Source organism: Spirillospora sp. NPDC047418 (genome assembly GCF_040643275.1).
Lineage (GTDB): Bacteria > Actinomycetota > Actinomycetes > Streptosporangiales > Streptosporangiaceae > Spirillospora.
Genome location: NZ_JBEYTW010000095.1, coordinates 21,779 through 33,357, shown reverse-complemented (window position 1 = coordinate 33,357; position 11,579 = coordinate 21,779). Strand labels below are relative to the sequence as shown.

Below are 11,579 nucleotides of genomic sequence, written 5' to 3'. Positions count from 1 at the left end.
AGCGCCGATGGTACTGCATGGGAGACCGTGTGGGAGAGTAGGACGCCGCCGGACATATATTGCAGGAAGGGCCCCGCCGACACGGCGGGGCCCTTTCTCATTTCAGTGGTCGGCGGCCGCGATATCGACGGTACTGCGGCGTGCGCGGCCTGCTGTCCTCGCCCAGGACGGAAGCCAGACCGTCCCGGGGAGCGGCGTCAGGGTCGCGAAGTGGTCGGTGATCGCCCGAAGTCCCGGATGGGGATTCGTCTTCGGAAGCATGAGTGAGAGCGGGTAGGCGAGCGTCGGGTCCGTGATCGGGATGCGGCGCAGGTCGTAGTTGGCCGGCCATATGTACCGGTCGCGTGCCCCGACGAGGGTCGCGACGTCCGAGGATTCCGCGAGGATGTCGAGGAGTACCTCGTTGCCGAAGTTCGGGCCCGTCGCGTCCACGCGAAGGTCGAAGGCGGTGACGAGTTCGTCGTAGAACTCCGCCCATTCACTGCGCGGCACGATGCCCGGCACCCAGATCCGGAGTTTGCGCAGCCGGTCCGGTGTCAGTGTCCTTGCGGAGGCGAGTAGGTGCCGGGGGCCGACGAGCAACTCCAGCGGGGAGTCGAAGGCATGGACCATGTGCACGTCCCGCGGCAGTGTGGCCGGATCGGTGACGGTACGGAATGAGGCGTCGACGTCGCCTGCCTGCACGGCGGCGGCCGCCACGTGAGGGTCGTCGACCTTGAGGGTCACCACGTCGAGGTCGGTTCCGGGATGCGATCGCCAGTAGTCGTGCAGAAGGACGGCCTGCGCGCTGCGCAGGCCCAGAACGTCGATCCGAAGGGCCCGCGAGCCCGGCTTCACCGCGCTGACGGCACGATCGACACCGGCGACGATGCTCCGCGCATGCGGAAGGAACGCCTGGCCGTCGAGCGTCAACTCGACGCCTCGGGCGGTGCGGGTGAATAGGCGCACTTCCAGATCGCGTTCGAGGGAGGCGATCCGCTTCGAAACCGCCTGCTGGGTCACGCCCAGTTCGTCGGCCGCGTGCTGCAACTGTCCGAGCTCGGCCGCCCGGACGAACGATCGCACCGCTTCACTGTCCATCGACCCAGCGTAGGCGCGCACAACTGTTCGTTGTGGCTCGCCGGGACACAGTTGTTTGAATGCCCAGTGGCATCGCTGCTGTCCTGCATGGGGCCAACTGCGGGTTGTCGCGAGGGAGTCATGTGCGCATGAAACTGGGGGCCGGTTTCGGCTGGCTGTGGTCTGCTTACGCCGTCAGCACGTACGGCACGTGGCTCGCGTTCGGAGCGTTCCCTCTCATCGCGGTCCAGGTGCTGCACGCGTCGGCGTTCGCCGTCTCGCTCCTCGAAGCCGCCGGACTCGCCGTCGCGGCGATCGTCGCGCTCCCGCTCGGGCCGTGGGTCGAGCACCGGGCCAAGCGCCCTGTGATGATCGGGATGGACCTGGTCCGGTTCCTCGCGATGGCGAGCATTCCGGCGGCGTACTTCCTCGGCCTGCTGTCCTACGTCCAGCTGCTGGTCGTCGCGGTCATCTCGGGAACGGCGAGCATCGCCTTCACCGCGGCGTCCGGCGCGTACCTGAAGTATCTCGTCCGGAGCGAGCACCTCCTCGTCGCGAGCGGGAGGTTCGAGGGGACGAGCTGGGCGGCGACCGCCGTGGGGCCGCCTCTCGGCGGCGCGCTCATCGGGCTGGTCGGCCCGGTCGTCACCATCCTGGCCGACGCCTTCAGCTACCTGCTGTCGGCGCTCGCGGTCCTTCGCATCCGCGGTGGCGACGTCGCGGCGCCCCGCGACCCGTCCACCAGGTTGGGCGGGGCCGACCTGCTCGCCGGCTGGCGCTTCATCTTCGACGACCGCGTACTGCGGCGCCTGTTCCTCAACTCGATCCTGGTCGGCGGCCTGATCATGGCCACCGCCCCGCTCGTGGCCGTTCTCCTGCTTGGCGAGTACCACTTCACGGCGTTGCAGTACGGTCTGGCCTTCGGCGTCCCGGCGGTCGGCGGCTTCGTGGGCGCTCGCCTGTCCGCGCGCCTCGTGGAGCGTCACGGCCGGCACCGGATCATGATCGTCTTCGGCTGGCTGCGGTCGATCTTCCCGCTCGGTCTCGCGTTCGTCCATCCCGGTATCACGGGGCTCGTCACCGTGATGATCGTCGAGGGCCTGCTGATCGCCTGCATGGGCGTCTTCAACCCGATCTACGCCACCGAACGCCTGCAGCGGACGCCGGCGAGCCATACCGCCCGGGTGCTCAGCGCCTGGAGTGTCAGCAGCAAGCTCTCGCAGGCGAGCCTCATGGTGGTCTGGGGCGTCCTCGCCACATTCACCAGCCCGCTCGCCGCGATCACCATCTCCGGCGTTCTGCTGCTCGCCACCCCACTCCTGCTGCCCCAACGGGCACCCGTGGTGGACGATCCCGAACCCGTCCGCCCCGCGAAGGACGTCACCGTGGAGGACGTCACCGTGGAGGACGCCACCGCCGCATGACTCGACGCGACGCCCCGCTCCCCGGGTGGCCGGTCCTATCTAGGCGGTGCGGGAAGGCGGAGGTGGGTCAGCGGGTGACCTTGTCCAGGAACGCGTGCAGGTTGGTGAGGACGCGTGCGACCTTCTCGTCCAGGCTGAGGGATTCTTCGAGCCCGCTGCCCGCGACGGACTCCTTCTTGCCGCGGGCGTAGAGGGAGCAGTCGAGGTCGGTGCACATGTACTGCCCGACCGAGTTGCCCTGACGCCCGGCCTCGCCGGTCCGGCGCGCGGTCATCAGGGCCACGCCGCCGCCGGTGCGTGTGGTCAGGCACAGCGAGCACATGCTGCGCGAGGTGAAGCCCCGGGACGCCCCGGAGGCGACGCGCAGGGAGACGCCGGCAAGGCGGTCGTCGCGTTCGGCGACGAGATACGCCCGTCCTGGCGCGCCCGGATCCTGCCAGCCGAGGAAGTCGAGGTCGTCCCAGGGCAGGTCGGTGAAGTCCTTGGGCAGGTTGAGGCGCTTGGCCTCGCCCTTGGAACAGTTGATGAAGGACGTGCGGACGTCGTGTTCGGTGAGTGGTTTCATGGGCTGCTAGGCTAATCTTCCTAAGAGGCTTAGGCAAATACCTTATTAGTGTAGGCGAACGGGAAGGGTGTCATGGCACGCGCGGGAGTGACCGCCGAACGCCTGACCAGGGCGGCTGCGGAGCTGGCCGACGACGTCGGCTTCGACAAGGTGACCGTCGCGGCGCTCGCCCGCCGGTTCGGCGTCAAGGAAGCGAGCCTGTACTCGCACATCAAGAACGCGCACGACCTGAAGACGCGGGTGGCGCTGCTCGCGCTGGCCGAACTCGCCGACGAGGTCGCCGCCGCGGTGGCCGGACGCGCGGGCAAGGACGCGCTGGTGGCCTTCGCGGGCGCGTACCGGGGGTATGCCAAGCGGCATCCCGGCCGGTACGCGGCCGCGCGCATGGAACTGGACCTGGAGACGGCGCTCGCCAGCGCGGGCAGACGGCACGCGGACATGACGCGGGCGATCCTGCGCGCCTACGACCTGCCGGAACCCGACCAGACCGACGCCGTGCGGATGCTGGGCAGCGTGTTCCACGGCTACGTCAGCCTGGAGACCGCGGGCGCCTTCCAGCACCATCCGCGCGACGTGGAGGCCTCCTGGGAGCGGACCCTGGACGCCCTCGACAGCGCCCTCAGGAACTGGCCCAAGCCCTGACGAGCGCCTGGATGTCCGAGCGCCTAGAAGCCCGAGTGTCTAGAGGTCCGAGCGCCTGGACGTCCGAGTGACTAGAAGTCCTTGCCGGCCAGGACGGTGTCGGCGTCGACGATCCGGTAGGCGTAGCCCTGCTCGGCCAGGAACCGCTGCCGGTGGGCGGCGTAGTCCTGGTCGAGGGTGTCGCGGGCGACGACGGCGTAGAAGCGGGCCCCGGCCCCGGACGCCTTGGGCCGCAGCAGCCGTCCCAGCCGCTGCGCCTCCTCCTGACGCGACCCGTAGGCCCCCGACACCTGGACGGCGACGGACGCCTCGGGCAGGTCGATCGAGAAGTTCGCCACCTTCGACACGACCAGGACGTCGATCTCGCCCGAGCGGAACGCGTCGAACAGACGCTCCCGTTCGCGCACACGCGTCTCGCCCTTGATGACGGGGGCGTCCAGCAGCGCGCCGAGTTCGTCCAGCTGGTCGATGTACTGGCCGATGACGAGCGTCGGCTCGCCGCGGTGCCGGTCGACCAGCGCCTTGATGAGCTTGGTCTTGGTGTCGGTGGTGGCGCAGAAGCGGTAGCGCTCCTCAGGCTCGGCGGTCGCGTAGGCGAGGCGCTCGGAGTCGGTGAGGGTGACGCGGACCTCGACGCAGTCGGCCGGGGCGATCCAGCCCTGCGCCTCCATGTCCTTCCACGGCGCGTCGTAGCGCTTCGGCCCGATCAGCGAGAACACGTCGCCTTCGCGGCCGTCCTCCCGGACGAGGGTGGCGGTGAGGCCGAGCCGGCGGCGCGCCTGCAGGTCGGCGGTCATCCGGAAGATCGGCGCGGGCAGCAGGTGCACCTCGTCGTAGACGACCAGGCCCCAGTCGCGGGCGTCGAAGAGCTCCAGGTGCGTGTAGGCGCCCTTCCGCCGCGTCGTCATGATCTGGTAGGTGGCGATCGTGACGGGCCGGATCTCCTTCTTCGTGCCGGTGTACTCGCCGATCTCGTCCTCGGTGAGGGACGTGCGCCGCAGCAGCTCCTGCTTCCACTGGTGCGCCGAGACGGTGTTGGTGACGAGGATCAGCGTGGTCGCCTGCGCGCGGGCCATGGCCGCGGCGCCGACGATGGTCTTGCCGGCGCCGCAGGGCAGGACGACGACGCCGGAGCCGCCGTGCCAGAACGCCGACGTGGCGTCCTCCTGGTAGGAGCGCAGCTCCCAGCCGTCCTGGACGAGGGAGATCGCGTGGGCCTCGCCGTCCACGTAGCCGGCGAGGTCCTCGGCGGGCCAGCCGAGCTTCAGCAGGGCCTGCTTCAGCGCGCCGCGCTCGCTCGGATGGACGGCCACCGCGTCGTCGCCGACCCGGTCCCCGATCATGCCCTTGACCTTCTTGGCCCGCAGGACCTCCTCCAGCACCGACCGGTCGGAGGACGACAGGACGAGCCCGTGCACCTCGTCCTTCTCCAGCCGGAGCCGCCCGTACCGCGCCATCGTGTCGGCGACGTCCACCAGCAGGGCGTGCGGGACGGGGTAGCGGGAGAACCTGATCAGCGTGTCGACGACCTGCTCGGCGTCGTGCCCGGCGGCGCGGGCGTTCCACAGCGCGAGCGGCGTGACCCGGTAGGTGTGGACGTGTTCGGGCGCCCGTTCCAGTTCGGCGAACGGGGCGATCTCCTTGCGGCAGGCGCCGGCCAGCTCGTGGTCGACCTCCAGCAGCAGGGTCTTGTCGGATTGGACGATGAGCGGACCGTCGGTCAAAGCAGAAGCCCCCGTCGCGATGCGGATGATCGATGCCACGTCCGGACACCCGTCGCCGCACGCTACCCCAGGCAGGGCGGCGCGTCGTGCGATCCGAACGGGAACGCATCCTTCAACGGCGTCGGCGGCTCCACTCTTCCCGAGCGCCCCGGTCTTCCCGGCGCCCGGGTCTTCTGGTCGAGCCCAATGCGGAGTTAGATGCCGGACCCGGAGTCGTAGCCGGAGTCGGCCTGGAGCATGACGACGACGTAGATGACCGCGAGGACGATCCCGCTGATGATCGACAGGGCGAACAGGATCCAGCCCGCGATCGTCAGCTTGCGGGCCGACTCCGGATCGGTGTGGACGCGGCCCATCGCGAGCGCGGACACGATCGCGCCCGGGATGCCGAGGATGCCGCAGCACAGCAGCACGCTGGCGATGTTGCAGACCAGGCAGGCGGTGGTGGCCCCGCTGCTCGCCTGCCGGACGGGCACGCCCGGCGGCCCGTAGGCGTAGCCGGGCGGTTGCGGGGCGCCGGGATACGGTGATCCTCCCCAGCCCTGCTGCGACCCGTAGGGGTCCTGCCAGCCGGGCGGGTTGCCGCCGTATCCGCTCACGGGCGGGCCTCCTCCACTCACCGATGGGACCTCAAGAGTAGGACCTCCCGGCGGCGCCGCGGGTTCCATCGCACCCGAAGATCACACCTGCGGATCACGCCCGTGCTCACGGACGTTCCATGGGTGCTAAGTGGCGGTGTCGCCGTCCAGTTCGGAGACGCCGGTGATGCGGTGGAGCGCGAACCGGTGCACGGCGGCGCGGGTGGCGTCGTAGCCGGTGAGGAAGCCGCCCTCGACGCGGACGGGCTCCACGATGCGGCTGGACGCCTGGCCCTGCTGGTCGAGGTAGCCGATCCAGACGCGCCCGCCGCGGTCGACGGCGGCGCGGAGCAGCTCGATGGTGGCCATCGCGGGTGAGCGGGGCGGTTCCCCGGCCGGGGCCTGCCGGGCGTGCTCGGCGCCGTGCCGGGCCGCCTCGTCGCCGGCCCGCAGCGCCCGCACCGCCGCGGAGACCATCGAGTTGTCGGTGCGGGACCCCGGCCGGAGCCGGACGATCTCGGCGGTCGGCGGCGGGTCGGCGCGCTGCGCGTCCGGCCGGGTCACGATGACGCCGCCGCCGGGCGCCTCGGCGACCGGGGCGAAGCCCATGGCGCGCAGCGCGTCCAGCAGGTCGGCGCGCTGCAGCCCGGACGCGAGGACGGTCGGCGCGAGCCGGTGCAGCCGCAGCGGCTCGGCGCGCCGGTCCGCGAGGATCTCGTCCAGCGTCGCGGCGGAGTCGGTGCGGACGTAGGACGACAGGGCGCCGACGCGCAGATGCCCGTGCCGCCGGGCGACGTCGTCGATGAGGTAGCTGAGCGGCTGCGGCAGCGGGGTCGCGGAGTGCCGGGTCAGCAGGTCGGTGATGTCGGCGGCGGACCGTCCGGCGTCCAGGGCGCGGCGGACCGACTCGGGCGTGAACCGGTAGACGGTGGCGCCGCCGGTGGACTCGACGTCGGCGGTGAGCGCGAGTTCGCGGGCGAGGTCGGTGACGAGTGGGCCGGGCGCGACCGCGGTCAGGTCGGCCTGGATGAGGATCTCGTCGACGGGCTCCGGCAGGTACTTCTCCAGCGCCGGTTCGGGGTCGTCGCCGGCGAGCAGGTCGCGGGCGAACGGGACGATCTCCCCGAACCCGGTGAAGCCGAGCGCGGCGGCCTCGCGCAGCGTCCAGCCGAGCAGCCGCTCCCGGGTCGGGCCGCCGCGGCGGGGCCGCAGCCAGCCGAGCCGGGCGCGCAGCGCGTCCTCGTCGACGAGTTCGCCGCGGGCGGCGGCGGCGAGGACGTCCAGGATCTCGCGGCGGGTGGCGGGGGCGCTGGAGCGCACCATCGCCTCGCTGAGCGCGTTGATCAGCCGGTCCCGGTCGTCGCGGCCGCCGGCCAGCCCGGCGGCGCGGTCGGACTTCAGCCAGCCGCGCGCCAGCTCCGTCCAGCGGCCGGCGGTGTCGCGCATCAGCCATAGGTCGTAGGCGGGGGTGGGCAGCCATTCGCCGTCGAGGTCGCCGCTGCGGGTGAGCAGCCCGGCGGCGTAGGCGATCTCGACGAGCAGCGCCGCCTTCCACTCCGGGACGTCCAGCAGGGACGCGGCGCCGCGCAGGTCGCGGACGGCGAGGCCGCCGCTGCGCAGGACGGGCGGCGGGTCGAGGCCCCAGCGTTCGAGGAGCTCCTCGATGAGCCGGACGGCGGCCGCCGCCTCGCCCGCCGCGGCGCGGACCACGATGTCCTCGGGGCGCGGCGCGCCCGGCCGGGACGGCAGCGGCGGCGGTTCGGCGGGGACGTCCCGGACGAGGCGGCCGGCGCGCAGGTGCAGCGCGACCTCGCGCGGCAGGGTGACCGTGCGGTCGTCCTCGGCGGCGAGCAGGCCGCGGGCGAGGAGGCGTTCGATCGGGGTGGTGGCGGTGTCGAGGCGGACGGGGCGGCGCGCGTCGGCGACCCGTCCGACGGGCGGCCCCCAGGCCAGCTGGTCGAGGGCGGCCTTCGCCTCGGGCCCGGCGTCCTCGATGAGCGCGGCCGGGTCCGCCAGCAGTTCGGCGAGCCGGCGCAGGAGGCGCGCGGAGTCGGCGAAACCGCGCGGCGCCGCGCCGGCCAGGTCGGTGACCAGGTCGGTGAGCCGCTCGGCGGGGTAGGTCGCGAAGACCTCCTGGACGGGCGGGCCGAGCCCGGCCGGATGCGGCACCGCCTGCCGGACTCCGGGCGCCGCGACGAGTGCCCCGTCGCCCCAGGCGAGCCCGTAGCGGCACAGCGTGCCGAGCGCCCGCTCGACCTGCGCGGGCGTCGCGCCGAGCCCGGCCGCGAGCGCCCCGGCCGTCGGTGCGGGCCGCGGCGGCACGGGCGAGCGGGGCACCTCTGAGGGCTGCGCGGGCGGGACCGGCGCGGCCAGGACGAGGAGGGATTCGAGGACGGCGAGCGTGAAGCGGTCCAGCCGGTCGAGCGCGCGGGACACCGCGGCGGGCGTCGCGGCGCGGGCGGCGAGCGCGGTCAGGTCGGCGGGGACGGGCGCGAGCAGTTCCGGACGCGCGGACAGCAGCGCGCGAAGCTCATCGTCGCCTCGCCCGCGCAGCCAGTCCGCGTACGTTTCCATGCCGTTCCCCAACCTTATGTCGCGTGCACGCCGCGATGACGCGGGACTCCAGGTTAGGAGCCCGCGGGACGTGCCCGAAGCCGGCGGGGGGCCGCGCTGCCGCAGGTCGGATGCCGCAGGTCAGGTGCCGCGGGTCAGGTGGCGGCCGTCCGCTCCAGGTGCACCAGCCCGAGACCGAGCCGCGCCCAGCTCTCCACGAACCGCTTCTCGTCGATGCGGGTCGGCGGTTCGTACATCGACTCGTTCGCCAGCCAGTAGTTCACCACCGCGCCGCCGAGGATGGAGGCGATCGCGGGCCAGTCCTCGCCGGAGCCCTCGAACTCGGGCTGCTCCGACAGCCAGGTCGAGATCCCGTCGTACAGCGGGTTGACGATGCCCTCGCGCATCTCCGCGACGAGGTTCGGGAACTGGTCGAGGTCGCGGAACAGCACCCTGATGAGGTCCTGCTCCTCGCGCATCTTGGCGAGTCCGGCCTGGCACGTCATGCGCAGCCGGAGTTCCAGCGGGCGGTCCTCGTAGACGGTGGCGTTGCTGAGGACGTCGCTGATCTGCCGGCGGGTCCGCTCGATGTGCTCGCGGATGGCGGAGGCGAGGACCTCCTCCTTGGACCGGAAGTGCCGGTAGAGGCCGCCCGCACCGGGGGACAGGCCCGCCGCGGCCTCGATCTCGGCGACCGACGTGGCCGCGTAGCCCCGGTCGGCGAACAGCCGGAGCGACTCGGACACGATGCGATCGCGCGTGGATGGCGTCATGGTGATGAATTCCTCCGGAAGAACACTAAGGCATGTTGAGGCCGCGGGCCGCCGCCTCCGCGCCGCCCGTCCGGATTCGGATGCGGCGCGCCCCGGTCCCGCGCCCCGGTCCGGCGCGGCGCGCCCGGATCCGGGATGCGTCTCGTCCCGGGGTGCGGGGGACTAGAGTTCATGCCGCACGCCCCGTCGCCGGAAGGGGTGTCGCCGGAAAGGTCGACGATGTTCAAGTCTCCGCGTAAGGCGGCGGGCGGGGCCTTCCTGCCCGAGGACTTCGTGGTGCCCACGCTGGTGGCCGGGCCCGACTTCCAGATCCGCCCGATCACCGTGCACGACGTGGTGAAGGACTACGGCGCCGTGATCGGCAGCCTGGACCGGCTGGCCGGCCGGTTCGGACCCGAGTGGGGGTGGCCCGACAGCGAGTTCACCTTCGAGCAGGCGCTGATCGATGTCGCGTGGCTGCAGAAGCAGGGCCAGCTGCGGCGCTCGTTCAGCTATGTGGTGACCACGCCGGACGGGGAGCGGCAGCTCGGCCGCATCCATGTGGCCCCGGCCGACGAGCCCGGCTCGGACGCCGTCGTGGTGTTCTGGGTGCGCGCGGACGAGGAGAACTCCGTCCTGGAGAAGGAGCTGGAGGCGTTCGTCCGCCAGTGGACGACGACGGCCTGGCCGTTCGAGAACGTCCGCTTCCCCGGCCGCGACTAGGCGCGGCCGAGGGTCAGCCCAGGCGGCGGACCAGGCCGACGAGGACCCGGCCGATCACCAGGTAGACGAGGGCCGCCAGGCCGTAGTTGACGGCGACCTCCGTCTTGTGGTCGGCGGGCTGGAAGACGTCCTTGAACTGCCAGCACAGGTCGGTGGCGCGATCCCCGAACCAGCGGACGAGGTCGTTCGCCGTGTTCGCCTCGAACGCCACGAACACGACGTGCACGGCCAGGATCAGCACGACGAGCGTCGTCACGACGGAGATCACGGTGGCGATCGCGCCGGCGGTGCGCCGCCGGGCCCCGCCGGCGCGGTCCTTCAGCGAGCGCCGGACGCGGGGTGCGCGGTGGTCGCCGCCCGGCTCGGTGCGGGTCATGCCGTGCTCCTGCGCGGGGTCCCGCGCGGGCTCCCGCGTGTGCACCGGGGCGGGCTCCCGGGCGGGCGGCGCCGGGTCGACCGGGCGGTCGGGGTTGTCTGCCATCTGCGGCCTCCTTCGCCGGGGGCACCGGGGCTGTGCCGGGGGTGTGCCGGGAACTGCGCCGGGGGACGGACCGGGAAGTGATCGTCCTTGGGGTCGGGGTGGGGTGTTCGGGTACTGCGTTTTCCCTGGTCAGGGGGTTTGTGGTCGGGGCCTCGGGTATATCGACATCACGGTCCCGTGCTCTCCTACTCGGATCCCGTCGCATCGCCACTACCAGGAGAGCGCGGGTCCTTTCCCGTGTCCAGCCCCTTACCCTGTGGGCGTGCTCGATCTCGATCCCCCCGAACCCCGTGCCGCGTCCGCCCGCACGTCCGCCCGCACGGCGGCGTGCGCGTCCTATGCCGTCGGTTTCGACCTCGACCTGACGCTGGCCGACACGCGCGCCGCGATCGGCGCCGTGTACGCCGCGCTGGCCGCGGAGACGGGAGTCCCGATCGACACCGAGGCCGTGGTCGGGCGCATCGGGCCGCCGCTGGAGGAGGAGCTGGCCCACTGGTTCCCGGCGGACGAGGTGCCCGCGATGGCCGCCCGGTACCGGGCGATCTACCCCGGTATCGCGATCCCGGCGACCGTCCTCATGCCGGGCGCCGTCGCCGCGCTGGACGCGGTGCGGGGCAGCGGCGGGCGCGTGGTGGTCGTGTCGGGCAAGAACCAGGCCGACACCGAGCGCACCGTCCGGTTCCTGGGCCTGCGGGTCGATGCCGTAGTGGGCGGGCTGTTCGGCGCCGAGAAGGGCACGGCGCTGCGGGCGCACGGCGCCCGCGCCTACATCGGCGACCACACCGGTGACGTGGACGCCGCGCGGGCGGCGGACGTTGTGGCCGTCGCCGTGGCGACCGGCGCGTTCGATTCGGCGGCCCTCGCCGCCTACGGCGCGGACGTCGTCCTGCCGGACCTGCTGGCCTTCCCCGAGTGGCTCGGCGGATTCCGGGCAGCCTGAGTTGCGCGGCGATATTCGGGTGCCGTCCGCGGACGTCCCGGATAGCGTCGGAGGCGTTGCCCCGCAGGCGTCGCAGCGGGTACCCGGCGTGTTCACCGGCCCGCGGCGAGGCACTAATCTTGGGGGCGATTCAGGACG

Annotated in this window: 11 protein-coding genes; 4 read left to right on the top strand and 7 right to left on the bottom strand. The window is 72.4% G+C overall.

Going from position 1 to position 11,579, the window contains the following annotated elements; translation table 11 throughout:
• Positions 1 to 102: 102 nt before the first annotated feature.
• Positions 103 to 1,080, bottom strand: coding sequence for a LysR family transcriptional regulator (locus ABZ806_RS36995; protein WP_500222859.1), 978 nt, complete (start codon positions 1,078 to 1,080; stop codon positions 103 to 105).
• A gap of 128 nt (positions 1,081 to 1,208) precedes the next feature.
• Between ABZ806_RS36995 and ABZ806_RS36990 the strand changes: the two genes are divergently transcribed.
• Entirely contained in the window at positions 1,209 to 2,483 is a 1,275-nt protein-coding gene (locus tag ABZ806_RS36990; RefSeq protein WP_500222857.1) for an MFS transporter, read from the top strand.
• Between the two features lie 67 nt (positions 2,484 to 2,550).
• Here ABZ806_RS36990 and ABZ806_RS36985 read toward each other — a convergent pair whose 3' ends face one another.
• Positions 2,551 to 3,048 carry an FBP domain-containing protein gene (locus tag ABZ806_RS36985; RefSeq protein WP_500222855.1) on the bottom strand — a complete coding sequence of 166 codons (498 nt, stop codon included), beginning with the start codon at positions 3,046 to 3,048 and terminating at the stop codon, positions 2,551 to 2,553.
• Between the two features lie 72 nt (positions 3,049 to 3,120).
• Between ABZ806_RS36985 and ABZ806_RS36980 the strand changes: the two genes are divergently transcribed.
• The gene (locus ABZ806_RS36980; RefSeq protein WP_500222853.1) at positions 3,121 to 3,690 is read left to right on the top strand and encodes a TetR/AcrR family transcriptional regulator; all 570 of its coding nucleotides are present in this window, start codon (positions 3,121 to 3,123) and stop codon (positions 3,688 to 3,690) included.
• Positions 3,691 to 3,761: 71 nt separating this feature from the next.
• Here ABZ806_RS36980 and ABZ806_RS36975 read toward each other — a convergent pair whose 3' ends face one another.
• The 4 genes from ABZ806_RS36975 to ABZ806_RS36960 form a co-directional block, all read right to left on the bottom strand.
• Complete coding sequence (locus ABZ806_RS36975) at positions 3,762 to 5,414, bottom strand: DNA repair helicase XPB (protein ID WP_500222863.1); 1,653 nt, start codon at positions 5,412 to 5,414, stop codon at positions 3,762 to 3,764.
• Between the two features lie 194 nt (positions 5,415 to 5,608).
• Positions 5,609 to 6,013 (bottom strand): hypothetical protein, encoded by a 405-nt coding sequence (locus ABZ806_RS36970; RefSeq protein ID WP_500222851.1) that lies wholly within the window; start codon positions 6,011 to 6,013, stop codon positions 5,609 to 5,611.
• 126 nt (positions 6,014 to 6,139) lie between these two features.
• Positions 6,140 to 8,566, bottom strand: coding sequence for a helicase-associated domain-containing protein (locus ABZ806_RS36965; RefSeq protein WP_500222849.1), 2,427 nt, complete (start codon positions 8,564 to 8,566; stop codon positions 6,140 to 6,142).
• 134 nt (positions 8,567 to 8,700) lie between these two features.
• A complete protein-coding gene (locus ABZ806_RS36960) occupies positions 8,701 to 9,318 on the bottom strand; it encodes a TetR/AcrR family transcriptional regulator (protein ID WP_500222847.1) in 618 nt (205 codons plus the stop codon).
• Between the two features lie 219 nt (positions 9,319 to 9,537).
• Between ABZ806_RS36960 and ABZ806_RS36955 the strand changes: the two genes are divergently transcribed.
• Positions 9,538 to 10,020, top strand: coding sequence for a GNAT family N-acetyltransferase (locus ABZ806_RS36955; RefSeq protein ID WP_500222845.1), 483 nt, complete (start codon positions 9,538 to 9,540; stop codon positions 10,018 to 10,020).
• A gap of 13 nt (positions 10,021 to 10,033) precedes the next feature.
• Here ABZ806_RS36955 and ABZ806_RS36950 read toward each other — a convergent pair whose 3' ends face one another.
• Positions 10,034 to 10,501 carry a hypothetical protein gene (locus ABZ806_RS36950; protein WP_500222843.1) on the bottom strand — a complete coding sequence of 156 codons (468 nt, stop codon included), beginning with the start codon at positions 10,499 to 10,501 and terminating at the stop codon, positions 10,034 to 10,036.
• Positions 10,502 to 10,763: 262 nt separating this feature from the next.
• Here ABZ806_RS36950 and ABZ806_RS36945 point away from each other — a divergent pair, with 262 nt between their 5' ends.
• Complete coding sequence (locus ABZ806_RS36945) at positions 10,764 to 11,441, top strand: HAD family hydrolase (RefSeq protein ID WP_500222841.1); 678 nt, start codon at positions 10,764 to 10,766, stop codon at positions 11,439 to 11,441.
• Positions 11,442 to 11,579 lie beyond the last annotated feature (138 nt).

Coding starts and splice junctions, on each gene's coding strand:
- ABZ806_RS36995 (WP_500222859.1), bottom strand. CDS start 1,080: ATGGACAGTGAAGCGGTGCGATCGTTCGTCCGGGCGGCCGAGCTCGGA.
- ABZ806_RS36990 (WP_500222857.1), top strand. CDS start 1,209: ATGAAACTGGGGGCCGGTTTCGGCTGGCTGTGGTCTGCTTACGCCGTC.
- ABZ806_RS36985 (WP_500222855.1), bottom strand. CDS start 3,048: ATGAAACCACTCACCGAACACGACGTCCGCACGTCCTTCATCAACTGT.
- ABZ806_RS36980 (WP_500222853.1), top strand. CDS start 3,121: ATGGCACGCGCGGGAGTGACCGCCGAACGCCTGACCAGGGCGGCTGCG.
- ABZ806_RS36965 (WP_500222849.1), bottom strand. CDS start 8,566: ATGGAAACGTACGCGGACTGGCTGCGCGGGCGAGGCGACGATGAGCTT.
- ABZ806_RS36960 (WP_500222847.1), bottom strand. CDS start 9,318: ATGACGCCATCCACGCGCGATCGCATCGTGTCCGAGTCGCTCCGGCTG.
- ABZ806_RS36955 (WP_500222845.1), top strand. CDS start 9,538: ATGTTCAAGTCTCCGCGTAAGGCGGCGGGCGGGGCCTTCCTGCCCGAG.
- ABZ806_RS36950 (WP_500222843.1), bottom strand. CDS start 10,501: ATGGCAGACAACCCCGACCGCCCGGTCGACCCGGCGCCGCCCGCCCGG.